This is a genomic window from Streptomyces sp. NPDC085927 (genome assembly GCF_044540975.1).
GTDB classification, from domain to species: Bacteria; Actinomycetota; Actinomycetes; order Streptomycetales; family Streptomycetaceae; genus Streptomyces; species Streptomyces hirsutus.
On the sequence record NZ_JBITSN010000003.1, the window covers coordinates 64,069 to 88,659 of the forward strand.

Consider the following 24,591-nt stretch of genomic DNA (forward strand, 5'->3'; position numbering starts at 1 on the left):
CTCAACGTATAGCGCACCGGGGGGCTTGCGGCAAGGCCCCGGTCGTGCCGCAGAATCATCGCCCTGGGCCGGAACCTGCGTAAATCGGCGATTCGCGAAGAGTGTGAGCCGTTGTCGAGGTATGCGCCTCGCGTGGGGCGTCGAACCGTCGGCGTCGCGCGCGGCGCGGTGCGTGCGGTATCCGGCATCGTTCATCCGGGGGTTGGGGTTTTCATGATTGACGTGATCGTGGTCGGCGGCGGGCCGACCGGGCTGATGCTGGCCGCCGAGCTGCGGCTGCAGGGTGTGCGGGTGCTCGTGCTGGAGAAGGAGGCCGGGCCGACCGGGTACGTCCGTGCGCTGGGGCTGCACGTGCGCAGCGTCGAGGTGCTGGATCAGCGCGGTCTGCTGGAGCGGTTCCTCGCGCTGGGCAAGCAGTACGCGGTCGGTGGTTTCTTCGCCGGCATCGACAAGGGGTGGCCCGAACGGCTGGACACCGCGCATGCGTACGTCCTCGGCATTCCGCAGCCGGTCACCGAGCGCCTGCTGACCGAGCACGCCGTCGCACTCGGCGCCGAGATCCGGTACGGCTGCGAACTGGTCGGGCTGAGCCAGGACGAGGACGGGGTGACCGCCGAGTTCGCCAGTGGGGGCGCCCCCGCCGAAGAGGGCGTAGCCGGCGGGGGAGGCACGCGGGTGCGCGCGCGCTGTCTCGTCGGCTGCGACGGCGGGCGCAGCACCGTGCGCAAGCTGCTCGGTGTCGGCTTCCCCGGCGAGCCCTCCCGGGTCGAGACGCTGCTGGGCGAGGTGGAGCTGGGCGTACCGCCGGAGACGGTGGCCGCCGTGGTGGCCGAGGTCCGCAAGACCCAGCTCCGGTTCGGCGTCATCCCCGAGGGGGAGGGGGTGCACCGCGTCATCGTGCCCGCCGAGGGCGTGGCCGAGGACCGTACGGTCCCGCCGACTCTCGACGAGCTCAAGCAGCAGCTGCGGGCGTTCGCCGGCACCGACTTCGGCGTGCACTCACCGCGCCGGATCTCCCGCTTCGGCGACGCCACCCGCCTCGCCGAGAGCTACCGGAGCGGCCGGGTGCTGCTGGCCGGCGACGCGGCGCACATCCACCCGCCGACCGGCGGGCAGGGCCTCAACCTCGGCATCCAGGACGCCTTCAACCTCGGCTGGAAACTCGCCGCCGAGCTGGCCGGCTGGGCACCGGAAGGGCTGCTGGACAGCTACCAGGCCGAACGGCGCCCGGTGGCCGCCGACGTGCTGGACAACACCCGCGCGCAGATGGTCCTGCTGTCGGCGGAGCCGGGGCCCCGGTCGGTGCGCCGGCTGCTGTCGGAGCTGATGGACTTCGAGGACGTCAACCGCTACCTGATCGAGAAGATCACCGCGATCGGGGTTCGCTACGACTTCGGCGAGGGCCACGAACTCCTCGGCCGGCGGCTGCGGGACGTGGGGCTGAAGCGAGGACGCCTGTACGAGCTGATGCGCGGCGGACGCGGACTGCTGCTCGACCAGACCGGCGGCCGGCTCTCGGTGGAGGGCTGGGCGGACCGGGTCGACCACGTCGTCGACGTCAGCGAGGAACTGGACGTCCCCGCGGTGCTGCTGAGGCCGGACGGACATGTGGCATGGGTCGGCGAGGACCCACGGGATCTCCTCGACCGACTCCCCAGGTGGTTCGGCGCAGCCACCGGCTGAGACCTGCCCCGTCCCGACCGGCCGGCTGACCGACTGACCGACTGGCCGGCTGACCGACTGGCCGGCTGACCGACCGGCCGGTCACGGGACTGGGTGGGTCGAACGGGATCAGGACCCTCGCCCGGGTGGTCGCTCGGTGCGCCGCAAGTTCGGTTGTGCTCAAACGACTTCCGGTGCGGCGCACGAGAAGTCGTACGCGGCCCAGTCGGTGAGCGTGCGATAGCCGAGACGCTGGTAGAGGGCGTTGCTGGTGGGGTTGGACAGGTCCGCGAACAGCACGACCTCCCTCGCGCCCGCGGCCAGCGCGGCCCGGCTCACCTCCGCCGTCACGGCGCCCGCGTAGCCGCACCCGCGCAGGCGGGCCGGGGTGTAGACGATGTCCACCTGGATCTGGCCGCCGATCATCGGGTTCATGCCCGCGAGGGAGACGGGGGTGCCGTCCGGGGTCTCCCAGAGCGTGTAGCGCTTGTCGGCGAAGCGGGTGTCGGCCCACGTGCCGGCGTCGATGGAGACGTCTTCCCCGACGGCCTTGGCGAACTCGCCGCACCAGAAGATGACTTGCTCGAGGTCCTGCTCGCCCAGGACGCGGCCTCGGCCCGCCGGCAGCGGCTCCGGTGGAGTGAGCGTGCCGAGGCGGTACAGACGGAGTCGCGTGTCGCGGAGTTTCGGCGTTGCGCCATTGTGCCGCTGCCAGGCCTCGGCGAAAGCGGTGGCCGTGCTGTGGTCCGCGCTGACGGAGGGAAGGGAGTGCCCGAGGCGGCCAGGTGGGCGGCGAGGGAGTCGGCCTGCCCGGGCGTGAGCGGGGAGAGGCCGAGACCAAGGGGCGGGAGGCGGTGGAAGGTGGCGTGGACCTCGCCTGCTCGCTCCAGCATGCCGAAGACGGGGGCTCCGGTTCCGAACGCCTCCGCCCCACGCGCTCGCACTCTCTCGGCCCAGGTCAGCTGCATGACGTGCGGGCCGGGCCGAGAGCGCAGAAAGTCTCCGGCTCGGGCGAGAAAGTCGTCGGCGTCTTCGGTGAGGCACCAGCCATCCGGTCGCATGCTTCATGGTTCCCCATACCGGAGGTGTGCCCCGTGGTTTTCCGCCAGGGCGGGACCGCAGGGCTTCCTCGCCGTGGTCCGGACTTCCGCGCCAGGAAGGCGGCGGTCGCCCTGGCCGCTCCTTCGGCCGGCTCCTCCCGCGGACGCGCCCGAACGCTCCGGTCGCGCGCGATGTGGCGCACTATTGCAAGCAGGTGCTTGCAATAGTTAGCGGTGTGCGGCAGGGTGGAGGCATGGCATCACTCAACGTCGGCAATCTCGGTGACTATCTGCGGGAGCAGCGGCGCAACGCGCAGTTGTCGCTGCGGCAGCTCGCCGATGCCGCCGGAGTGTCCAATCCGTATCTGAGCCAGATCGAGCGCGGGCTGCGCAAGCCGAGCGCGGAGGTGTTGCAGCAGGTCGCCAAGGCGCTGCGGATCTCCGCCGAGACGCTGTACGTGCGCGCCGGCATCCTCGACGCCGAGCGGGACCGCGACGACATCGAGACACGGGCGGTCATCCTCGCCGATCTCACCCTGACCGAGCGTCAGAAGCAGGTGCTGCTCCAGATCTACGAGTCCTTCCGCAAGGAGAACGGGTTTGTGGGTCCCGAGGACGGTGAGACGACGGGGAGTGCCGGTGGCGTGGACGCCGTCGGTGCTGTCGGTGCCGTGGGTGTCGTCGATGGTGCCGGTGCTGCTCAGGGAGCCGGGGTTCCGGAAGCCGTGGAGGCTTCGGACGCCACGGACGACGGTTCCGGGAGTGGTGCCGGGATACGGCGGGGGCGTCAGGGCGGTGGCGGTGCGTCCGCCAAGCGCCGGGCTCCCTCCCTCAGCAAGGGCGGTTCGTCCGCCAAGCGCCGCCCCCGTACGGCCGGCGGCACTGACACCGATCCGCAGCAGACGGCCGGCTGAGCCGGACCAGGGCACCGGCCGCCGCCGCGGACCACACAGACCCTCAGCCGAAAACGAATCCGGGAGGACCCTCACCATGGCCATCACCGACGACCTGCGCAAGACCTTCAGCAACCCGACCCCCCTCTACTTCGCCGCCGGCACCGCCGACCTCGCTCTGCAGCAGGCCAAGAAGGTGCCGGGGCTGGTGGAGCAGATCCGCGCCGAGGCTCCTTCGCGCATCGAGGCCGTGCGCCGCACCGACCCGAAGACCGTCCAGGAGAAGGCGACCATCAGGGTCAAGGAGACGCAGGAGACCGTGCAGGCCAAGGTCGGCGAGCTCTTCGGCTCGCTCGACACCGACCTCAAGAAGTTCGGTGAGACCGCTCAGGACTTCGCCCTGCGCGGCGTCGGCGTCGCCGCCGAGTACGCCGTCAAGGCCCGCGAGACGTACGAGAAGGTCGCCGAGCACGGCGAGCAGGCCGTGAAGACCTGGCGTGGTGAGGCCGCCGAGGGCATCGAGGACATCGCCGTCGCCGTCGAGCCGAAGGCCGAGCCCAAGCCGAAGCTCGAGGCCGTCGAGATCAAGGAGGACGAGGCCGTCAAGGGCGGCAAGGCCGCTCCGGCCGCCTTCGCCTCGGACGAGGCGAAGAAGTCCGCCGCCAACGCCAAGAAGGCCCCGGTGCGCAAGGCCGCGGTCAAGAAGACGACGCCGCCCGCCAAGTAGCCGCGAGCGGAGCGGCAGCGGTGAGCAGGGGATAGAACCGAACGGGCTGGGCACTCTCGCGGTGTCCGGCCCGTTCTACGGATAGCCGGCCGGCGGTTGCGGGTACGGTGACCGCGTAAGGACGAGCCGAGTCGGGTGGTGGACGTTGTGCTGATGCAGGGCTTCGCTGGGTTCATGTGGCTGCTGAGCATGGCCCTGATCGTTTTCAGCGGCTTCGCGTTGATCGACGCGGCCATCCGCCGCGAGGACGCCTATCGCGCGGCGGACAAGAAGACCAAGCCGTTCTGGCTGATCGTCCTCGGGCTCGCCTTCGTGGTGAACCTGATCTTCAACATCCTGTCGTTCCTGCCGATCATCGGGTTGATCGCGACCATCGTCTACATGGTCGACGTCCGTCCCGCCCTGCGCGGCCTCTCCGGCGGCGGGCGCAGCCACCGGGGCTCCAGCAGCGACGGCCCCTACGGCCCGTACAACGGCGGACGGTAAACGGTAAAAGGCACCGGACCGGACCGGAACGAACTGGAACGAACTGGACCGGGCCGGACCGGTCACGGTCACGGCTGGGGCACCCGGTCCAGGAGGAGCAGTGCCACGTCGTCGGTCAGCTCGCCGCCGTTGAGGTCGCGGACCTCGTTGACCGCGGCCCGGAGCAGTTCCTCGCCGCGCAGGCCGTCGGTGAGCTGGCGGCGGACCATGCCGACCATGCCGTCCTGGCCGAGCCGTTCCCCGCTGTCGCCGACGCGGCCCTCTATCAGGCCGTCGGTGTAGAGCATCAGGCTCCACTCGGAGCCCAGGTCCACCTGTGTACGCGGCCAGCGGGCGCCGGGCAGCAGTCCGAGCGCGGGGCCGTTGTCGTCGTACGGCAGCAGCCGCGCGGGGTGTCCCGGGCGGGCGAGCAGCGGTGACGGATGGCCGGCCAGGCACAGGCCCGCCTTCCGGCCGTCGGGGGAGATGTCCACCGCGCAGAGGGTCGCGAAGATCTCGTCGTCCGCGCGCTCGTGCTCCAGTACCTGCTGCAGCGTGCCCAGCAGCTCGTCCCCCGACAGGCCCGCCAGCGTCAGCGCCCGCCAGGCGATCCGCAGCTCCACGCCGAGGGCGGCCTCGTCCGGGCCGTGACCGCAGACGTCGCCGATCATGGCGTGCACGGTGCCGTCCGGGGTGCGGACGACGTCGTAGAAGTCACCGCCGAGCAGGGCGCGCGAGCGGCCCGGACGGTAGCGGGCGGCGAAGTGGAGCGGGGAGCCGTCCAGGAGCGGCGTCGGCAGCAGTCCGCGTTCCAGCCGGCGGTTCTCCCGGGCGTGCAGCCTGCCCTCGGCGAGCCTGCGCTCGGCCGAGTCGGACCGCTTCCGCTCCACCGCGTACCGGATCGCCCTGCTCAGCAGCCTGCTGTCCAGCTCGTCACGGAAGAGGTAGTCCTGGGCGCCCACGCGCACCGCCTCGGCGCCCCGCTCGGCGTCGCCGGACGCGGTCAGCGCGAGGACGGCGTGCCGGGGCGCGAGTTCCAGCACGTGCTTGAGCACGGCGAGCTCGTCGTCGCCCTCACCGCCGTCGCCACCGCTACTGCTCGCCCCGTTCGCGCCGCTCGTCCCGTTTCCGCCGTTCGCCGGCCGGCTGCCGGGTGCGGGCAGGGCGAGGTCCAGGAGGATGCAGTGGACGTCGTCGGTCAGCAGCCGCTCGGCCTCGGTGAGGTTGCGGGCGGTGCGGACACGGATCGGCTTGCCGCCCCGGTCGAACAGGTCGGGCACGATCGGCGAGCCTGCCGGGTCGTCCTCGATCAGCAGCAGGGTGAGGTTGGTGGGGGCGGTCGAGGCCGCCTCGTCGCTGTCCGGCGTGATCCTGGTCCTGGCCTTCCCCGTGCGGTTCGCGGTGTCGGTATCGGTTTCGGCGCAGGTGTCGCCTTCGGCGTTGCCGTTCGCGGCGCTGCCGGTGGTGCCGGTCGCGGGGTGCTCCGCCGTGTGCGGGGCCGTTGTCCCCGTCTCCGGGGCGCCCTCGGCGGGGCCGCTGTTCATGGATGCGGCGTGCGCCTGACCGCTTTCCGCGGCCGGGAGCGTTCTCTGCCGCGGTACGGGTGCGGGCATTGTTCCGGGTTCCTTCCCTCCCCCCGAGGGCGTGGTGGGGTGCGGGCTCTCGACCCGTCCCGTGCTCGCCGACTCCGTGCGAGCAGGGGTGCCACTTTCCAGCGGGGACGATAGCGGGTGTCGGCGCCGCAGCGGAATGGCGTGGAGCACGCCGTTCGGCCATCAGCCAGTGTCATATGCCGCGTAATGGGCAGCAGTTGGACAGGCTCGGAGATGCAGCCGGAATGACGAACGTCACGTCCCCGGGGGTTTGGCGGCGCCCATCACGTGGATTGGGTCACGTGGTGCAGGTCACGGGCGGATCGAGCAGGGCGGGTCGAGCGGGTTGAGCGGGTTGAGCCTGCCGGGTCGAGCGGAGTGGAAGGGTGCGAGACCCGGGTCACTCAGTTCGTGTCCGTGTTCCTGGCCGTGTCCGCATCCGGGTCAGGGTTCGCGTCCGGGCGCGCCTTCGCGTTCTCGGTCGTGTGCGATGCCGAGTTCGCGTTCCCGCTTCCGCCTCCACTCCTGTTCCCGCTCCCGCTCCCGTTTCCGCGCCGGCTCTCCTTCTTGCTTCCGCCCTCGTTGCCGCTTCCGCTTCCGTCGGCGGTCCCGCCCGGGCGTACCACCCCGAGGATCGGCATCGAACCGGCACCGGCGGTCGTCACCGTCCGCCCCGGGCGTGGGGCGTGCACCATGGAGCCGTCACCGATGTACATGCCGACGTGGCTGGCGTCGTCCCAGTAGATGATGAGGTCGCCCGGCCGCATGTCCTTGACGGCGACGCGCGGCAGCTGCCTCCACTGCTCCTGCGAGGTGCGCGGGATGGCCCGCCCGGCCGATATCCACGCCTGTGAGGTCAACCCCGAGCAGTCGTACGCCTCCGGACCCTCGGCGCCCCACACGTACGGCTTGCCGATCTGGGCGGCGGCGTACGCGACGGCCTTCTTGCCCTGCGCGGTCGCCGCGGCCGCGGTGCCTTCGAGGGCGCCGGAGTTCAGCCAGGCGGCCTGGGCCTTCTGGGCGGCCTGCCGCTCCAGTTCGGCCAGACGCTCCTTCTCCTCCTGCTCCAGCTCGGACTCGACCTTCTCGGCCGCCGCGATCCTCTTCTCGATCTTCCTCTGCGCCTTGGCCCTGGCCTTGCGGTTCGTCTCCAGCTTCCGCCACTGGGCTTCGGCGTCCTCCGCGTACTGCTCCAAGTCGTCCTGGGCGCGCTGCATCTCGCCGAGCAGGCCCTTGGCCGCGTGCTGGCCCTGACGTATCCGGCCCGCGCCGACGAGGAAGTCCTGGGGGTCGTCGCTCAGCATCAGATGGGCCTCGGGCGGCAGTCCGCCGCCGCGGTACTGGGAGGCGGCCGCGGCGCCCGCGCGGTCCTTCAGGTCGTCCAGCTTCTCCTGGCCCTTGACGATCTTCCCGGTCAGTTCGACGATCTCGGCGGACTGCTGCTTCGTCTTCTCCTCGGCGGCGTTGTACTCCTCGGTGGCGACGGCCGCCGCGCGGTAGAACTTCTCGAGCTTCTTGCGTACGGCTTCGAGATCCCTGGACGGTGCGGCCTCGGGGTCCGCGGCGGGATCCGTGCCGGCGCTCGCGGTCGCGCTCGGGGAAGGCCGGGGGGTGGGGGCCGCGAAGGCCGTGCCCGGTGCCGCCAGTACGGTGATCGCGCAGACCACGGTCACCGCTGTCGCCGTCAGAGTGCGCCTGCCCGCTTTCATGACTCCGCCCCCAAACTGATTAACCGTCAGTAACATTTCGTCACTCGGGGGATGCTGCCATGTCGACCTGTGAGGTGACCAGAGGTAACCCTTCCCGTCTCCCCCTCCTCGCCATGACGATCGCCCCCTCGATGTGACGAACGACTCACAGGGATCGTCCCCGGCGCCGCCCCGGGTGTCGGAACGCCAGAGATCCGGAGCGCAGGCTCGCCCTCCCGGAGCGCAGACTCACCTTTCCCGGAGCACCGCCTCGCCCCCCTGGGAAGCGTCGGCTCACCCCCGGGGCGCCAGGGCCTCCCACCGCACCGTGACCTCGCCCTGCCGCCACCGCGCCGGGCCGTCCGTCACCGGCCAGTCGGCCGCGAGATCCCGCACCGTACGGATCCAGCGCTGGCGGGCGCCGTACGAGGCGTAGGGCGCCGCCGCCGCCCAGGCGCGGTCGAAGTCGCGCAGGAAGGCGTGCACCGGCTCGCCGGGGACGTTGCGATGGATGAGTGCCTTCGGCAGGCGTTCCGCCAGGTCGGAGGGGCGCTCCAGGGAGCCGAGGCGGGTGGCGAACGTGACCGTGCGCGGCCCTTCGGGGCCGAGGGCGACCCATACGTGCCGTCGTCCGATCTCGTCGCAGGTGCCCTCGACCAGCAGCCCTCCGCGCGAGCCCCGTCCCGGGACGGCCGGTGCGAGCCGCGCGCACAGCCGCTGCCACACGGCGGCGACCTCGGCCTCGTCGTACTGGCGCAGGACGTTCGCCGCGCGGACCAGCGTCGGCCGGCCGGGGAGCGGGATCTCGAAGCCGCCGTGCCGGAAGGACAGCCCCTCGCGCTCGTACGGGCGGGCCGCCGTGACCCGGGCCGGTTCGATCTCGACGCCCACCACCCGCGCGCGCGGAGCCACGGTGCGGAGGCGGTGCAGCAGCTCGACCGCCGTCCAGGGGGCGGCGCCGTAGCCGAGGTCGACGACGACGGGGTGGTCGGCGCGGCGCAGTTCGGCGCCGTGCGTGGCCGCGATCCAGCGGTCCATGCGGCGCAGGCGGTTCGGGTTGGTCGTTCCGCGCGTCACCGCACCCACGATGGGGGTCCTCCCGCTCATGAGGGTCCCCCCGCTCGAGCGCAGTCGAGAGTGGGGGAGGGAGGCGGCGCGGGCGGTCATGCGTACGAGGGTATGCGGGCGCCCGGAACAGGCCCGAATCAGCCGGTACCGCGCACCCTGCATCCCACGTGCCCCACGTACCCCGCATGCCCCATGCGCCCTGCGCGCGCTACCCACCCCGCGTGCCCCACCCGCCCGGAGTGTCCCGCGCACCCGCACCCCCTGCCCTCGAACGGTTGAGCGACATCCGGTAATGATTCGGCAAAGACCCGATCCGGGAAGGTCGCCCGGAAATGGGAACGCATCCCTCCGGCGTTGGGGAACTGGAGGGCGCACCGCATGCCCCGAAAGCCATGCCCGCAGCGAGGAGGACCGGCACGTGAGCCAGTACATCGCCAGGCTCGGGCGGCGCTCCCCCGCCGCGTCCCCGCGGCTGCGACTGCACCGCAGGCCCCGCCGTGTGGCGATGCTCTCCGTGCACACCTCCCCGCTCCACCAGCCGGGCACCGGCGACGCCGGCGGCATGAACGTCTACATAGTGGAGCTCGCCCAGTGCCTCGCCGCGATCAACATCGAGGTCGAGATCTTCACGCGCGCGACCGCCGCCGCCCTCCCGCCCACCGTCGACCTGGCGCCCGGTGTCCTCGTCCGGCACGTCGACGCGGGCCCCTACGAGGGCCTCGCCAAGGAGGAGCTGCCGGCCCAGCTGTGCGCCTTCACGCACGGTGTGATGCAGGCGTGGGCCGGGCACCGGCCCGGGTACTACGACCTGGTCCACTCCCACTACTGGCTCTCCGGCCACGTCGGCTGGCTCGCCGCCCAGCGCTGGGGCGTCCCCCTGGTGCACGCCATGCACACCATGGCCAAGGTCAAGAACGCCAGCCTCGCCAACGGTGACACTCCCGAACCGGCCGCCCGCGTCATCGGCGAGACCCAGATCGTCGCCGCCGCGGACCGGCTGATCGCCAACACCGCCGAGGAGGCGGACGAGCTCGTCCGGCACTACGAGGCCGAGCGGGACAAGGTCGCCGTCGTCCACCCCGGCGTCAACCTGTCCCGCTTCCGCCCCGCCGACGGGAGGGCCGCCGCGCGCGCCCGCCTCGGCCTGCCCCAGGATGCTCTGATCCCGCTCTTCGCGGGCCGCATCCAGCCCCTCAAGGCTCCGGACGTGCTGCTCCGCGCGGTCGCCGTCCTGCTCGGCGAGCGTCCCGAGCTGCGCTCGAGGATCTGCGTCCCCGTGGTCGGCGGCCCCAGCGGCAGCGGCCTCGCCAAACCCGAGGGGCTGCAGAAGCTCGCCGCCCGCCTGGGCATCGCCGACGTCGTACGGTTCTGTCCGCCGGTCGGGCAGGAGCAGCTCGCGGACTGGTTCCGGGCCGCGTCCGTCCTCGTCATGCCGTCCTACAGCGAGTCCTTCGGGCTGGTCGCCATAGAGGCGCAGGCGGCCGGCACCCCGGTGCTCGCGGCCTCGGTCGGCGGACTGCCGGTGGCGGTACGGGACGGGGACACCGGTTTCCTCGTCCAGGGCCACGACCCGCGCGCGTACGCGCGCGTACTGCGCGATTTCGCCGACGCGCCGCACCTCGTCGACCGGATGGGCGAGGCCGCCGCCCTGCACGCCCGGTTCTTCGGCTGGGACCGGGCGGCCGCCGCCACGGCCGACGTCTACACGGCCGCGACGCAGACGCACCGCCGTCACGTACGCTCCCACCATGGCTGACAGGGCAGCGGCGGAAGCGGAGCAGCGGGCGGCACGGGTCGTCGAGGACGTACTGAAGGACGCCGAGCTCGACTGGGAGAGTCCGGCCCCCGGCACGTACGTCGTGAAGCTGCCCGGCACCCGGAAACTGTCCACGACGGTCTCCCTCATCGTCGGCCGCCATTCGCTCTCCCTCAACGCCTTCGTCGTCCGTCACCCCGACGAGAACGAGGCGGCCGTCCACCGCTGGCTCCTCGAGCGCAACCTCAAGCTGTACGGCGTGAGTTACGCCGTGGATCCGCTCGGCGACATCTATGTCACCGGCCGTTTCCCGTTGGCCGCCGTCACCCCCGACGAGGTCGACCGGCTGCTCGGCCAGGTCCTGGAGGCGGCCGACGGAAGCTTCAACACCCTTCTGGAGCTCGGGTTCGCCACCGCGATCCGCAAGGAGCACGCCTGGCGGGTGTCGCGCGGCGAGTCGACCCGGAACCTGGACGCGTTCGCCCGGCTGATCGAGCGGCCCTCGGGCGAGTAGGAACCGCGCGGTCCGGAGCAGGCGGAGGTCCCGAACACACGCGCGAGAGCGTGCTGTTATTCTGCCGCGATTCGGACCCCGGTCTCAGGGGTCCCGTGCATGAAGAGGACGTGCATGCGCACAGGCAGATCCGCCCTGACGGCCGCGCTCACAGGAGCACTCGCCCTCGTGGCGTTCACCGCACCGCCCGCCCAGGCGGCGGACACCGGCGTCACGGTGACGAACATGGTCGTGAACAAGGGCAAGCCCATCATCGTGGGCGTCTCCGAGGAGAAGAACCCCAGCGTCGGCTTCCGCATGACCTGGCCCTCGGGCCACTCGTCCAGCGACATCACCGCGTTCCCGTACCTGTACCACGACACCACGGCCGCCAAGGCCCGGGACGGGGGCGGCATCTACACGGGCTTCGTCACCTACTACGACGACACCCCCCGCGCGGCGGACGTCGAGGGTGAGCTCCACATCGATCCTCCCTGGACGCTGGACTCCAACAACGACGCCACCACGTGGAAGATCGCCGTCAACGTCCGTCTCTGGACCCCCGACGACAAGCTCAAGGCCGAGGAGAACCTGACCGGTCTCGGCACGGTCCAGGTCAAGCGTGCCGCGCGGGCCACGGTCAACGCCTCCCCGGAGCCGGTCGCCAAGAACAAGACGCTCACCGTGACGGGCAGGCTGACGCGCGCCGACTGGGTGAAGCACGCGTACGCCGGCTACGGCGACAAGCTGGCCAAGCTGCAGTTCCGCAAGGCGGGCACCAGCACCTACACGACGGTCAAGACCGTGCGGGCGAACTCCACGGGCTCTCTGAAGACCACCGTGAAGGCCGCCACCGACGGCTACTGGCGCTGGACGTTCGGCGAGACGTCCACGACGGGCGGGGCGACGGCGGCGGGCGACTACGTCGACGTGAAGTGACGCGGCGGCGGCACACCACAGCCGCCGTCCGGCCGTTCAGTCCTCCGGCCGTTCAGTCCTCCGGCCGTTCAGTCCTCCGGCCGTTCAGTCATTCAGCCGTTCAGCCGTTCAGCCGTCCGGGGCCGGTGACCCGCTTGCACAGGGGCTACCGGCCCTCCGCGCGGTAACGGCCCGGTGTGACGCCGACCAGCTTCCGGAAGTGCCGCGTGAGATGGGCCTGGTCGTAGAAACCGGCGGCCACCGCGACCTCGCTCGGCGCCCGCCCGTCGAGCAGCAGCCGACGGGCCCGCCCCACCCGGCGGGACATCAGGTACTGGTGCGGGGCGATGCCGTAGGCGCCGCTGAACGCCCGTACGAGATGGGCGGGATGGGCGGCCAGCAGCCCCGCGGCCTCCGCCAGGCCGAGACCCTCCACGACCCGCTCGTCGAGCAGCTCCCGCAGCCGCCGTGCGAGGACGGGATCCCGCCGGGACCCCGGTGCGCCGGCCCGGGACCGCAGATGGGTCCGCAGCCGCTCCCCGACGAGCGTCAGCCTACTCTCCGCCTCGAACTCGTCACCGGGTCCCACGAGCGCCGCGTGCACCTGCCCGACACGCCGCCGCAGCAGCGGATCACGCAGGTCCGGGCGGTCGACGGCGGCCCCGATCAACTCGTCCCCGAGGTGCGTCCCGTCGAGGTACAGCACCCGCTTGCGGAAGCCGTCCGAGGTGGCGGGGGCGCCGTTGTGCGGAACGTGCGGCGGCAGCAGGGAGACGGTGTCGTGCGGGGTGCCGTGCTCGTGCCGGTCCAGGTCGTACCGTACGGCGCCGTCGTCGACGATGAGCAGCGTCCAGGCGTCGTGGACGTGCATCGGATAGGCGTACTCGGTGAAGCGGGCGTGGAACACCTCCACGACACCCGGAACCCGGGGCCGCCAGGCGGAAACGATCCGCTCGGGGCGATCCGCGCGCGCTGCGGCCATGCAAACAACGTACAAGACGGGGACGTGCGCCGATCGGCAGTCTCAGGGCATGAGCACTCGCTTCGACACGAAGATCGCCGTCCTGCTGCGCGAGGACCTGGAAACCTGGCAGCGCCTCAACGTCACCGCGTTCCTGGTCAGCGGCCTGGGCAGCCAGGTCCCCGAACTGATCGGCGAGCCCTACGAGGACGCGGACGGCGTGGCCTACCTGCCGATGTTCCGCCAGCCGGTGCTGGTCTTCGAGGGCACCAAGGAAACCCTGACGGCGGCCCACACGCGCGCGCTGTCCCGCGCCCTGCCGCGCGCGCTGTTCACCGGCGACCTGTTCGCCACCGGCCACGACGAAGCCAACCGCGCGGCGGTACGGGCGGTGCCGACGGCGGACCTGGACCTGGTCGGCCTGGCCGTCCACGGCCCGAGGAACGCGGTCGACAAGGTCCTCAAGGGAGCCCGCATGCATCCGTGAGCGTGGCGTGGTGAGGGCTCGGAGCGGTCGTCACCTCTGACGCGGCGGGACGTCTTTCCGGGCCGGACCGGACCGGGCCGGACCGTCCGCCGGACGCGGCCCGCGTCCGCATCCGGTGCTCAGGGGGCCGGCATCCAGGTGTGGGCCGCGGTCACGAGGGTGCGGACGCCCGTGCTCAGCGTGGGCTCGACGACGGGAGCGTACCGGGGGGAGTGGTTCGAGGGCAGGCCGCGGACGACGCGTTCGAGGGACTCGAAGTCCTGGGCGTCACTGAAGGCCCGCGGGTCGGCTCCGCCGAGGAGCCAGTAGGCGCAGGGTGCGTTCGCGCTGTGGGCCAGGATGCCCACGTCCTCGCTGCCGGTGCCGGGCCCGGGGTCCACGACCCGGTCGGCACCGACGACGCCGGCGAGGGCCCGCCGGGTGCGGGCACACGCCTCCGTGTCGTTGAGCACCGCGGGGAACGACTCGGTGAGTGAGATGTCGGGTTCGCGGGGTGCGCCGGAGGCGCTCGCCTCCGCCCGGGCGATCCGTTCGATCGCGGCCAGGACGCTGTCGCGGACCTCCGGTTCGTAGGTGCGGACGTTGAGGAGCAGTTCGGCCTGCTCCGCGATCACGTTGCCCCTGGTGCCCGCGTTCAGGGCCCCGACCGTCAGGACCGCCGTGGAGGTGCCCGCCACTTCCCGGGACACCACGCCCTGGAGCCTCATCACGGTCGCCGAGGCCATGAGGACGGGGTCGACCGTCGTCTCCGGCCTCGACCCGTGCCCGCCGCGGCCGTGCAGCACGATCCGCAGGGAGTCCGAGGCGGCGAAGGCCGGACCGGCGCTCAGGCCGACGAACCCGGCCGGCAGCGGGGCCACGTGCTGTCCCAGGACGACGGCGGGCCGCCCGAAGCGCTCGTACAACCCGTCGTCGACCATCGCCCGTGCGCCCCGGCCGACCTCCTCGGCGGGCTGGAAGACCAGCAGGGCGGTGCCGCGCCAGGCGGACCGGTTCCCGGCCAGCTCGGCGGCGGCGCCCAGCAGGCAGGTCACGTGCATGTCGTGACCGCAGGCGTGCATGAGCGGCACGGTACGGCCCTCGTCGTCGGTTCCGGAGGCGGTACTGGCGTAGGGCAGCCCGGTTTCCTCGCGGACGGGCAGGGCGTCCATGTCGGCGCGCAGCAGTGCCGTGGGGCCGTCACCGTTGCGCAGCAGACCGACCACCCCGGTGCCGCCGATCCCGGTCGTGGTGTCGTATCCCAGTGAGCGGAGCCGGTCGGCCACGATGCCGGCGGTGCGGGTCTCGCGGAAGGCGAGTTCCGGGTGCGTGTGGAGATCGCGGTAGAGCGCGGCCAGTTCGGCCGCCGCCCCCGGTGCCGTCATGGTGAGTCTCCCTGCGGGACGTGGGGTTCGAGCGCTCGCGCCGGGACTCGTGAATCACCGGACAGCCACTTTTGCCCAACGTATAGGAATCACATGGACATTTCGGGCAAGCCGCTGCCGGTGCGGGTGTCGGCAGCCCGGCGGTGACGGCCCAGCCGCTTGGACGAGCCACCCGAACGGCCCGGTACGGCCTTGGGGGGGGGGGGGGGGGCCCCCCCCCCGCGGGGGGGGGGCCCCCCCGGGCCCGGGGGGGGGGGGGCGGGCGGCGGGGGGGGGGGGCGCGGGGGGCCCCGGGGGGGGGGGGGGGGGCGCCCCCCGGGGGGGCCCCCCCCCCCGGGGGCCCCCCCCCCCCCCCCCGGCGGGGCGCCCCCGGGGGGGGGGGGGCCCCCCCCCGGGCCGGGGGGGGCCCCCCCCCCCCGCCAAGGCCGGCCGTCAGGAATCGAGGCGGCGGCGGTCCTCCTCGTCCCACTTCTGGGTGTCACGCGGCTCCACGTAGGGCTCCTCGTGGGGCGGATGGCCCCCGGCGACGGCGCGCTGACGGGCCAGCTCCGCGTCGAACTCCAGGCCGAGCAGGATGGCCAGGTTGGTGATCCACAGCCACACCAGGAAAATGATCACACCGGCGAAGGTTCCGTAGGTCTTGTTGTACGAGCCGAAGTTCGCCACGTACAGCGCGAACCCCGCCGAGGCGATCATCCAGATCACCAGGGCGAGGAAGCTGCCCAGCGTGATCCAGCGGAAGCCGCGGACCTTCGCGTTCGGGGTGGCCCAGTACAGGACCGCGATCATTATCGTGACCAGGAGGACCAGCACCGGCCATTTCGCGATCGACCACACGGTCAGCGCCTCGTCACCGACCCCGAGCGCGTCGCCGGCCTGCCGGGCCAGGCCGCCGGTGAAGACCACGATCAGCGAACTGATCACCGCCATCACCATCAGCAGCACGGTCACGCCGACCCGCACCGGCAGGACCTTCCACACCGGACGGCCCTCGGGGACGTCGTAGACCGCGTTGGCGCTGCGGATGAACGCGGCGACATAACCCGAGGCCGACCACACCGCCAGCACCAGACCCACGATCGCCACGATCGAGCCGATCCCGCTCTGGCCCTGCATCTGCTGCACCGCGGAGCTCAGCACTTCCCGGGCCTGGCCGGGGGCGAGCTTCTCGATGTTGTCCAGGACCGACTGGGTGGCCGACTGCCCGACGACCCCCAGCAGCGACACCAGCGCCAGCAGGGCGGGGAACAGCGCCAGGATCGAGTAGTAGGTCAGCGCCGCGGCCCGGTCGGTCAGCTCGTCCCTCTGGAATTCCTTCACGGTGCCTTTCAGCACCGCTCCCCAGGAGCGTTTGGGCAGCTCGGTGGGGCTGTCCGGTGCCCGCTCCTCCACCCGCTCGTCAGGCCCGGCGTCGAAGTCCCGACCGGTCTCGTCGGCCCGCTTCACCTCGGCTCGCCCCGTCCCGGCTCGTCCCGTCCCGGCCTGGAGGTCCTCAGTCCGGCGGTCTTCAGCCTGACGGTCCTCGGCCTGACGGTCCTCGGCCTGGCGGCCTTCGTCCTCGCGGCTCTCGGTAGAGGTCTGCCCGCCGTGCTTTTTGTGCCATCCCACTGTCCGCGCCATTCCCTGCGGGTATCCGGCCCGCCGCCACTCATGCATGGAGGCGGGACAGGTCGATCCTTCGGACTCCGCTCCGGTGTCTCGTCCGGTGTCCCCTCCGGCGTCCCCTCCTGTGTCCTCGGCCTTCCGCGCCGGTGGCGTCGTGGGCCGGGCCGACCGGACGGCTTCGATTCCGGGAACCGTAGGTGCGTCTCCTCCTTAATGTGGCACTTGCTGTCCCATGGAGTGGATGCATAGGGCGGACCGGGCTGCCCGGCGCTGGGCAGGGACGGCCGTCACGGCGGTGCGGCGGGCCTGGGAGGGCCCGGGCCGTGAGCGGGATCTGGCGGTGCAGGCGGGCAAGGGGGCGCTGGCCGCCTGGGTGGCATGGGCGGTGATGGGCTGGTGGCTCGAGGCGCCGATGGCGTTCGTGGCGCCGTGGGTCGCGGTGGTGCTGGTGGAGTCGACGGTGTACCGGTCGGTCGCGCACGGGCTGCAGCAGCTCGCGGCGATCGGGGTGGGTACGGCCCTGGCGACAGCGGTGGCGCTGTTGCTGAACAGCACGATGGCCGCGATGGCCCTGGTGCTTCCGGTGGCGCTGCTCCTCGGACAGTGGCAGCGCCTGGGAAGCCAGGGCGTCTACGCCGCCACCGGTGCGCTTTTCGTGCTGACCGGCGGCGAGGTCACCGTCGCAGGGTCGGCCGCCCGCGTCCTGGAGGCGGTCTTCGGCGCGGCGGTCGGAGTGACGGTCAACGTGCTGATCCGACCTCCGGTGTACCTGCGGGACGCCCGGGCCGCGCTGGAGGACACGACCCGGGAGGCGTACGAGCTCCTGAGCGCGGTGGCCGACGGACTGGCCACCGGTGAGTGGGACGCCCACGCGGCCGGGGACTGGCATGTACGGGCGCTGCGTCTGGGCCGCCTGGTCGACCAGGCACGGTCGGCGATCGGCTGGAGCCGGGAAAGCATGCGCGTCAACCCGCTCGTGCGTCGCAAGCGGGCTCTCCCCCCGCCCGGCGAGGCGTACGCCGACGCGGTGGACGTGCTCGACTACGTGGCCGTCCACACCGCGGGCGTGACCAGGACCGTATGGGAGACGACGGACAGCGAGAAGGAGGACTGGCCGGCCCCGGAACTCACCCGTGCCTACGCGGATTTCCTGCGCCATACAGCGCGCGCCATCCGGCTGTACGGGCAGACCCGGTTCGGTCCGGGCGGCAGTGACGACTCCGCTGCGGAGCAGCTGCGCGAGGCGGTCGAGGAGCTCCACCGCACCCTGGACGCGTTCCGCCGACAGCTGCCGGGAGCCGTGCCCGACGACCCGGCCGCACTGGCGACCTACGGAACGCTGCTGGCCCAGGCGCATCGCCTGGCCGATCAACTCGTGCAGGACTGACACCGCCGGGTGGCGGGGGCGGGGGCGGGGGCGGGAGGGCACGACGACCGGGTGTCCGGGCGGGTTCCCGGGGAACCCGTCGATCCCGACGGCCCCGCCACTGGACTGGCTCTGGAGGGGCCCACCACCCGACCGCAGTCCGGACGGGAGTCCGCGCGAGACCGTGAGAGAGGGAGAACCACCATGCCGGCCGGATCCAGCTCCAAGCGTGAACGTCAGTACGAGCACATCAAGGAGAGCGCCGAGGACCGTGGCGAGTCGTCGAAGCGGGCCGAGGAGATCGCGGCCCGGACGGTCAACAAGGAGCGGGCCAGGTCGGGCGAGTCCAAGACCGCCGGCAAGGCCTCCATGCGTGACCCGAAGTCGGCCTCCCAGCGCGGCGGGGAGCGCTCGCACAGCGGCGCGGAAGGGCCGACCAAGGACCAGCTGTACGAGGAGGCCAAGAAGCGCAACATCCACGGCCGCTCCTCGATGACCAAGAAGCAGCTGAAGAACGCACTCGACCACTGACGTGTGACGTGATGAGAGGCCCGCCGGGAGGAGCCGGGAGGAGACGGCACACGATCGGCGGGCCAAGCCCTTCAGGTGCTCATGCCGCAGCGGTGAGGAGAGAACCGGGAAGAGGACCGAGGAGAGAACCTCAGCCGGGGGCCGGCAAGGGGTGCGCGGTCAGTGCCCGTGCGACGCCGAAGAGGTTGTCGGCCATGGCGCGCCCGGTGGTGTGCGCCCACTCGCGGCCCCGCTCCTCGTCCAGGTAGTCGGGTCCCGGACCGGGGCCCAGGTGCCAGTACGTCCACGCCTGGCCGGGAATCGTGTAGCCGATGTCCACGAGGGCCCCGGAGATCTCGCTGATCACGTGGTGGGCGCCGTCCTCGTTCCCGGTGACCACCACCCCGGCGACGCGGTTGTAGGCGACGGGGCGGTCCTCGTCGTCCGTCTCGGAGATCATCGCGTCCATGCGCTCCAGCACGCGCTGTGCCACCGAGGACGGCCGGCCCAGCCAGGTCGGCGAGGCGATGATCAGGATCTCCGACTCCAGGAGCTTCGCGTGGACGGGGGGCCACTCGTCGCCGTCGCCCCCGTCGGTGACCACGCCGGGGACGAGGTGGAGGTCGACGGCCCGTACGAAGTCCACTTCGACCTCGTGCTTGGACAGCCGCTCGGCGACCACGGTGGCCAGCGCCTCGGTGTTGGAGGGTTCGGGGGACGCCTTGAGGGTGCAGTTGACGACCAGTGCTTTCACGTTCGCTCCGAGGTCGGGGGAGGGGCGGCCCGCCGCACGAGCACGAGCCCACAGCGCTGCCCCGAGTACCCCTGGGCAGCAGGCGTAACAAAACCCCGGCCCCCGCGGCCGACCGACGAGCCGTGAGCCGAAGGCGCCCGCACCCGCGCCTGCACCCGTGTCCGCGCCTGCACCCGTATCCGCGTCCGCGTCCGCGTCCGCGTCCGCGTCCGCGTCCGCGTCCGCGTCCGCGTCCGCGTCCGCGTCCGTGCTGCGTACAACCATTGGACGTCCGTGCGAGTCCAAGATCGCAGTTCAAGCGCCCTACGGGCACGTCGGGCACGTCGGGCCCTTCGGGCACTTCACGGACAACGGAGAACCATGAGCGCCTCACGCACCGTCCTCGCCACCGCCACGGCCCTCGCGGCGGCGCTCTGCACCTCCCTCCTCGTCGCCCCGACGGTGGCTGCGGCCCCCGCCAAGCTCTCCGACGACTTCAACGGCGACGGGTACCGCGACTTCGTCATGCTCGGCGGGACGCACGGCAAGGACGGCCGGGTCACCGTCGTCTACGGCACGTCGGCCGGCCCCGGCACGCGCGTGCAGACCCTCCACCAGAACTCGCCCGGCATACCGGGTGCGGTGGAGGAGGGGGACGAGTGGGGGTGGGCCGCGACCAGCGCCGACCTCGACCGCGACGGCTACGCGGACCTGGTCGTCGCCTCACCGGGCGAGAAGATCGGTGAGATCCAGACGCGCGGGGGCCTGACCGTCGTCTGGGGCGGATCGAAGGGGCTCGGCTCCGGCACCGTCTTCCACTCGCCCATCGCGCCGGAGAACGCGTACTCGGGTGACCAGTTCGGCCTGGACGTCGTCGCGGGCGACTTCGACGGCGACGGCGACCAGGACCTCGTCGCGGTCAGCAGCAGCCGGGCCGGTGCGGTCCTGCTCAAGGGCCCCTTCACCCGTAAGGGCGGGAAGAGCGGCTGGCAGTCCCTCGGCAAGAGCTACGGCTACCTGAGCGCCTCCCAGCTCACGGCGGGCCGGGTCACCGCCGACGGCGCCACCGACCTGTACATCATCGGCAGCGATCTCCAGGGCGGTGACGACGACGTGGACCTGCGGGCCTACTTCCACCGCGGCGGCGCCGACTTCACCCGGAGGGCGAGCGAGACCCGCGTACCGGACGACGGCGGCCACCAGGTGGGCGGCGGCTCCATCACCGCCATCGGCGACTTCGACAAGGACGGCTACGGCGACCTCGCCATCGGGCGCGGCTACGAGCAGCCGGACGGCGGGAAGGGCTACGTCACGGTCCACTACGGCGGCTCCTCCGGTCCGAACACCGCCCGCAAGCCGGTGAAGTTCACGCAGAACACGGCGGGCGTGCCGGGCTCCTCGGAGAAGGAGGACCGCTTCGGTACCGCCGTCGCCGCCGGCGACGTCAACGGCGACGGCTACGCGGACCTCGCCGTCGGCGCCCCCGGGGAGGACCTGGGGGGCAAGCGGGACGGCGGCACGGTCACGGTCCTGCTCGGCCGCAAGGGAGGCCTGTCCGGCGCCGGGGCCAAGGCGTACCACCAGAACACGTCCGGTGTCGGGGGAGCCGTGGAGAAGGACGACTACTTCGGCCAGAGCCTCAAGCTCACCGACTACACCCGCGACGGCCGCGCCGACCTGGTCGTCGACACGAACGACCAGCTCGACAACACCCGCTGGGGCCTGGTCCACCTGCTGAAGGGCTCCAAGTCCGGCATCACCGGCACCGGTTCGAAGTCGTTCACGGTGAAGTCCCTCAAGCTGACGTACAAGACGCTCGGCGGCCCCTTCCCCCACTGACACCGGGCGACCGCACAGCAGCCCTGCGCCGACGGAGGAAACCGCGGGCAGAGGGCTGCATCCCCCCCCACACAAAACCCGCACACAACCATTGATCCGACGGAGAAGGCAGAGAGCCGACCGGTGGATCAACCAGAACAGACCTGGTGGGGAACCATTGAGAAAGATCACGGCAGCGGTGGGCACGACGGCCCTCGCGGTCTTCGCCTCCACGCTGATCGCCGCGCCGGCCGCGCAGGCGGCCGACGTCAGACTCAAGTCGCGCACCTCGACGCAGGAGAAGGACGGCAAGATCCACGCCGTCTACGAGTCCTACGACGACCATGTGCGTCCCGAGGACGTCAGCATTCGCATCCGGAAGAAGGACAGCGCCCAGATCCTCGACACCGTCCGGATCGCCGACCGGTGCGCCCCCGAGAGCGACTGCTGGGACATGAAGTTCCTGAGCGAGCCGGTCACGCTCCCCGAGATGGGCGTCTACACCATGGACGTCGTGGTCAGGGAAGGCCGGGCGGACGAACTCGTCCACCGTGGCAACGGTGAACTCACCTACGGACTCGCCCCCCGCTTGACGGTCACCAGCGACCGTCAGTGGATCTCGTACGACAACCACCTCATCACCGTGTCCGGCACGCTCGTGGCCGAGGACCCGAACACGCACGAGGTCAAGCCGTTCGCAGGAGCCGGGCTCTACCACCGCGCGACGCCCGGCGGGGGCGGCTGGCTGTGGACGAACGACGAGGGGCGCTTCACCGACACCCTCTACTTCTTCGAGGACAGCACCGACACCCAGCACGAGTACAGCTTCAGGTCGGAGCGCGAGACGCTCACCCTGCCGTTCCGCAAGCAGGAGCTGAAGGTGGAGACCTCCCTCGGCACCGTCAACGCCCCCTACGGGAGTGAGGTTCCCGTGCGGGGCAAGCTCACCCGTATCGCCGACGACGGTACGGAGAAGCCGATGCTCCGTTACGGCATCACGATCGGCGGCAAGAACATCCTGCCGACCCGCAAGGACGGGACCTTCTCGGGCCGGTACACCGTCAAGCAGGCCGGCACGGTGAAGATCGCGCCCAGCGAATGGGGCTGGTTCAACACCACGGCGCACTCCTTCGAGGTCGCCAAGGCTCCGCGGACGAGCAAGTTCACGTCGCTGAAGGCCAGTGCGGACAAGGACCGGAAGGTCACCTTCACCGGCAAGCTGGGCGTCACGGAGGGCTCGTACCCCGCGGGGACGACGGCCCACGTCGCCATCGAGCACTCCACGGACAACAAGACCTGGTCGACCGCCGGCACCTTCACCGCGAAGTACGGCGCCACCTTCACCCAGTCCCCGGTCAAGAAGGCCTCGACCAGCAGCTACTGGCGGCTGCGTCATACGGGCGCCGACCTGAGCAGCACGTCCTTCAAGCTCGGCCGCAAGTCCACCCAGCTCGTCGACGACGACCTCACGCCCGAGGGCGTACGCAAGGGCAAGACGCTCACGGCCAAGGGCAGCCTGATCCAGAAGTCCGGCTCCTCCTGGAAGTCGTTCTCCGGCCAGACGGTCCGCGTCTACTTCAAGGCCTCCACCAAGGGCGCCACCTGGAAGAAGCTGGGCACCGCCAAGACCCTGTCCAACGGCACCTTCAACAAGAAGTTCACCGCCCGGCAGGACGGCACCTGGCAGATCCGCTACGTCGACACCCCGACCACCCACTACGCGGACTCCGGGCGTGAGGACTACGTCGACGTCCGCTAGAGGCGTGTGAGGCCGCCGGCGCCGGCCATTGGCGGTTGCTGTACTTCGCGGCTCTACCGCAGGATCGGACAATGTCCCGGTCGACAGGCGCGCTCCCGTCCCGCCGGCGCCGGGCGTCCGCACCCGCTGACGCCAGCCCCGCTAGCGCTTGGCCAGCTCCGAGCGCTTGTACGAGTACGCGAAGTAGATCACGCATCCGATCAGGAACCAGATGGCGAACCGCACCCAGGTCTGCCACTGCAGGAACGTGATCAGCCAGATCGAGAAGACCACTCCCAGCGCCGGCACGAACGGCATCCACGGGGTACGGAAGCCGCGCGGCAGGTCCGGCTGCCGGTAGCGGAGCACGATCACCGCCGTGCACACCACCACGAACGCCAGCAGGATGCCGATGTTGGTCAGTTCGGCCGCCTCCGCGATCGGCAGGAAGCCGGCGAGGAGGGCGGACGCCGCCCCGACGATCCACGTCACGCGGGTCGGCACGTGCCGCGTGGGGTGCGTCTTCGCGAACCACTTCGGCAGCAGCCCGTCCCGGGACATGGAGAACCACACCCGGGTCACACCCAGCATGAACGTGAACATCACCGTGAGAATGCCGATGATCGCGCCCACCGCGATCACGTCCGCCAGCCGGCTCAGCCCCACCGACTGGAACGCGGTCGAGAAGCCGCTCTCCTTGTCGATGTCCTTGTAGTTCTGCATACCGGTCAGCACCAGACAGGCCGCCACGTACAGGACCATCGCGATCGCCAGCGAGTAGATGATCGCCTTCGGCATGTGCCGCCGCGCGTCCTTGGACTCCTCGGCCGCCGTCGACATCGCGTCGTAGCCGAAGACCGCGAAGAACACGGTCGCCGCACCCGTGAACGCGCCGCCGACCCCGTAGGGGAAGAACGGGTTGTAGTTGGCGGTGTCGATGTGGAAGACGCCGACCACGACCACCACCAGCACCACCAGCACCTTCAGCCCCACCACGATCGTCTCGAAGCGGGCCGCGCTGCGGATGCCGAGAGTCAGCAGCCAGGCGATGAGCAGGCACAGGAGTGCCGCGAACAGGTCCACCTTGTGCCCGGCACCGGTGCCGGGCGCACCCAGCATCCAGGCGGGCAGATCGGCGCCCAGGTCCTCGATCAGGAAGCTGAAGTAGCCGGAGATGCCGATCGCGACCACCGCCACGATCGCCGTGTACTCGAGCAGCAGGTCCCAGCCGATGAACCAGCCGGCGAACTCGCCGAGCACCGCGTAGCCGTAGGTGTAGGCCGAGCCCGCCTTCGGGATCATTCCCGCGAACTCGGCGTACGACAGGGCGGCCGCCGCGCTGGCCACGCCCGCGATGAGGAAGGACACCAGCACCGCGGGGCCCGCCGTGCCGTTGGCCACCGTGCCGGCCAGGGTGAAGATGCCCGCGCCGATGATGCCGCCCACGCCGATCGCGGTCAGCTGCCACAGCCCGAGCGTCCGCTCGAGGCGCGGCCCCTCGGCGGCTTCCGTCTCTTCGATGTGTTCGATGGGTTTGCGGCGAAGGATGCCCTCGCCCGCCCGGAGTCCGGCCATGTGCCTCACCTCTTCGCCTACGGCAACGGCTGACGGCGGATGATGCGGGCTCAGCGCCACCGGGTCGGGGGACCGCCCCGCACGCGGCCGGACCGCGGCGGGGCGGCCGCCGGTCCGGCCCACCGGTCCGGG

19 protein-coding genes and 2 pseudogenes are annotated in these 24,591 nt (G+C 71.5%); 12 read left to right on the plus strand and 9 right to left on the minus strand.

The window, feature by feature from the left end; all coding sequences use genetic code 11:
• The first annotated feature begins 213 nt into the window (after nucleotides 1-213).
• Complete coding sequence (gene rox, locus ACIF80_RS09240; RefSeq protein ID WP_399801451.1) at nucleotides 214-1,683, plus strand: rifampin monooxygenase; 1,470 nt, start codon at nucleotides 214-216, stop codon at nucleotides 1,681-1,683.
• A gap of 159 nt (nucleotides 1,684-1,842) precedes the next feature.
• Here rox and ACIF80_RS09245 read toward each other — a convergent pair.
• A pseudogene (locus tag ACIF80_RS09245) lies at nucleotides 1,843-2,723 on the minus strand (GNAT family N-acetyltransferase).
• A gap of 233 nt (nucleotides 2,724-2,956) precedes the next feature.
• Here ACIF80_RS09245 and ACIF80_RS09250 point away from each other — a divergent pair.
• The 3 genes from ACIF80_RS09250 to ACIF80_RS09260 all read left to right on the plus strand — a co-directional run bounded on the left by ACIF80_RS09250 (nucleotide 2,957) and on the right by ACIF80_RS09260 (nucleotide 4,808).
• Nucleotides 2,957-3,616 (plus strand): helix-turn-helix domain-containing protein, encoded by a 660-nt coding sequence (locus ACIF80_RS09250; RefSeq protein ID WP_399801453.1) that lies wholly within the window; start codon nucleotides 2,957-2,959, stop codon nucleotides 3,614-3,616.
• 76 nt (nucleotides 3,617-3,692) lie between these two features.
• Nucleotides 3,693-4,322: a hypothetical protein gene (locus ACIF80_RS09255; protein ID WP_399801456.1), complete on the plus strand. Its 630-nt coding sequence runs from the start codon at nucleotides 3,693-3,695 to the stop codon at nucleotides 4,320-4,322.
• Between the two features lie 153 nt (nucleotides 4,323-4,475).
• Nucleotides 4,476-4,808, plus strand: a complete 333-nt coding sequence (locus ACIF80_RS09260; protein ID WP_399802588.1) for a DUF2516 family protein — start codon at nucleotides 4,476-4,478, stop codon at nucleotides 4,806-4,808.
• Between the two features lie 68 nt (nucleotides 4,809-4,876).
• Here ACIF80_RS09260 and ACIF80_RS09265 read toward each other — a convergent pair whose 3' ends face one another.
• The 3 genes and pseudogenes from ACIF80_RS09265 to ACIF80_RS09275 form a co-directional block, all read right to left on the minus strand.
• A complete protein-coding gene (locus ACIF80_RS09265) occupies nucleotides 4,877-6,331 on the minus strand; it encodes a PP2C family protein-serine/threonine phosphatase (RefSeq protein ID WP_399801458.1) in 1,455 nt (484 codons plus the stop codon).
• A 659-nt stretch (nucleotides 6,332-6,990) separates the two neighbouring features.
• Nucleotides 6,991-8,088: pseudogene (locus ACIF80_RS09270) on the minus strand (NlpC/P60 family protein); the annotation flags it as partial.
• 273 nt (nucleotides 8,089-8,361) lie between these two features.
• On the minus strand, nucleotides 8,362-9,153 hold the full coding sequence (locus ACIF80_RS09275) for a class I SAM-dependent methyltransferase (protein ID WP_399802590.1): 792 nt from the start codon (nucleotides 9,151-9,153) through the stop codon (nucleotides 8,362-8,364).
• A gap of 400 nt (nucleotides 9,154-9,553) precedes the next feature.
• Between ACIF80_RS09275 and mshA the strand changes: the two genes are divergently transcribed.
• The 3 genes from mshA to ACIF80_RS09290 all read left to right on the plus strand — a co-directional run bounded on the left by mshA (nucleotide 9,554) and on the right by ACIF80_RS09290 (nucleotide 12,323).
• A complete protein-coding gene (mshA, locus tag ACIF80_RS09280) occupies nucleotides 9,554-10,891 on the plus strand; it encodes a D-inositol-3-phosphate glycosyltransferase (protein WP_399801460.1) in 1,338 nt (445 codons plus the stop codon).
• Nucleotides 10,884-11,405, plus strand: a complete 522-nt coding sequence (locus tag ACIF80_RS09285) for a YbjN domain-containing protein (protein WP_399801463.1) — start codon at nucleotides 10,884-10,886, stop codon at nucleotides 11,403-11,405. Before mshA ends, ACIF80_RS09285 begins: the two co-directional genes overlap by 8 nt.
• Before the next feature lie 114 nt (nucleotides 11,406-11,519).
• Nucleotides 11,520-12,323: a hypothetical protein gene (locus tag ACIF80_RS09290; protein ID WP_399801466.1), complete on the plus strand. Its 804-nt coding sequence runs from the start codon at nucleotides 11,520-11,522 to the stop codon at nucleotides 12,321-12,323.
• A 145-nt stretch (nucleotides 12,324-12,468) separates the two neighbouring features.
• Here ACIF80_RS09290 and ACIF80_RS09295 read toward each other — a convergent pair whose 3' ends face one another.
• Nucleotides 12,469-13,284: an AraC family transcriptional regulator gene (locus tag ACIF80_RS09295; protein WP_399801468.1), complete on the minus strand. Its 816-nt coding sequence runs from the start codon at nucleotides 13,282-13,284 to the stop codon at nucleotides 12,469-12,471.
• 49 nt (nucleotides 13,285-13,333) lie between these two features.
• On the opposite strand from ACIF80_RS09295, the gene ACIF80_RS09300 reads away from it, so the two are divergent.
• Nucleotides 13,334-13,750 carry a DUF2000 family protein gene (locus ACIF80_RS09300; protein WP_399801471.1) on the plus strand — a complete coding sequence of 139 codons (417 nt, stop codon included), beginning with the start codon at nucleotides 13,334-13,336 and terminating at the stop codon, nucleotides 13,748-13,750.
• A 119-nt stretch (nucleotides 13,751-13,869) separates the two neighbouring features.
• On the opposite strand, the gene ACIF80_RS09305 is transcribed toward ACIF80_RS09300, so the two are convergent.
• On the minus strand, nucleotides 13,870-15,114 hold the full coding sequence (locus ACIF80_RS09305; protein ID WP_399801473.1) for an amidohydrolase: 1,245 nt from the start codon (nucleotides 15,112-15,114) through the stop codon (nucleotides 13,870-13,872).
• 432 nt (nucleotides 15,115-15,546) lie between these two features.
• Nucleotides 15,547-16,722: a YihY/virulence factor BrkB family protein gene (locus ACIF80_RS09310; protein ID WP_399801475.1), complete on the minus strand. Its 1,176-nt coding sequence runs from the start codon at nucleotides 16,720-16,722 to the stop codon at nucleotides 15,547-15,549.
• A gap of 229 nt (nucleotides 16,723-16,951) precedes the next feature.
• Between ACIF80_RS09310 and ACIF80_RS09315 the strand changes: the two genes are divergently transcribed.
• Together ACIF80_RS09315 and ACIF80_RS09320 are read left to right on the plus strand one after the other, a co-directional pair.
• A complete protein-coding gene (locus ACIF80_RS09315) occupies nucleotides 16,952-18,106 on the plus strand; it encodes an aromatic acid exporter family protein (protein ID WP_399801478.1) in 1,155 nt (384 codons plus the stop codon).
• Between the two features lie 183 nt (nucleotides 18,107-18,289).
• Entirely contained in the window at nucleotides 18,290-18,616 is a 327-nt protein-coding gene (locus tag ACIF80_RS09320) for a plasmid stabilization protein (protein WP_399801481.1), read from the plus strand.
• Between the two features lie 130 nt (nucleotides 18,617-18,746).
• Here the strand turns inward: ACIF80_RS09320 and ACIF80_RS09325 are convergent, their stop codons facing one another.
• Nucleotides 18,747-19,349, minus strand: coding sequence for a flavodoxin family protein (locus ACIF80_RS09325; RefSeq protein WP_399801483.1), 603 nt, complete (start codon nucleotides 19,347-19,349; stop codon nucleotides 18,747-18,749).
• A gap of 360 nt (nucleotides 19,350-19,709) precedes the next feature.
• On the opposite strand from ACIF80_RS09325, the gene ACIF80_RS09330 reads away from it, so the two are divergent.
• Both ACIF80_RS09330 and ACIF80_RS09335 read left to right on the plus strand, forming a co-directional pair.
• Entirely contained in the window at nucleotides 19,710-21,167 is a 1,458-nt protein-coding gene (locus tag ACIF80_RS09330) for an FG-GAP-like repeat-containing protein (protein ID WP_399801486.1), read from the plus strand.
• Between the two features lie 157 nt (nucleotides 21,168-21,324).
• A complete protein-coding gene (locus ACIF80_RS09335) occupies nucleotides 21,325-22,905 on the plus strand; it encodes a hypothetical protein (protein ID WP_399801488.1) in 1,581 nt (526 codons plus the stop codon).
• Nucleotides 22,906-23,046: 141 nt separating this feature from the next.
• Here the strand turns inward: ACIF80_RS09335 and ACIF80_RS09340 are convergent, their stop codons facing one another.
• Nucleotides 23,047-24,459, minus strand: coding sequence for an amino acid permease (locus ACIF80_RS09340; RefSeq protein WP_399801491.1), 1,413 nt, complete (start codon nucleotides 24,457-24,459; stop codon nucleotides 23,047-23,049).
• Between the last annotated feature and the right edge of the window lie 132 nt (nucleotides 24,460-24,591).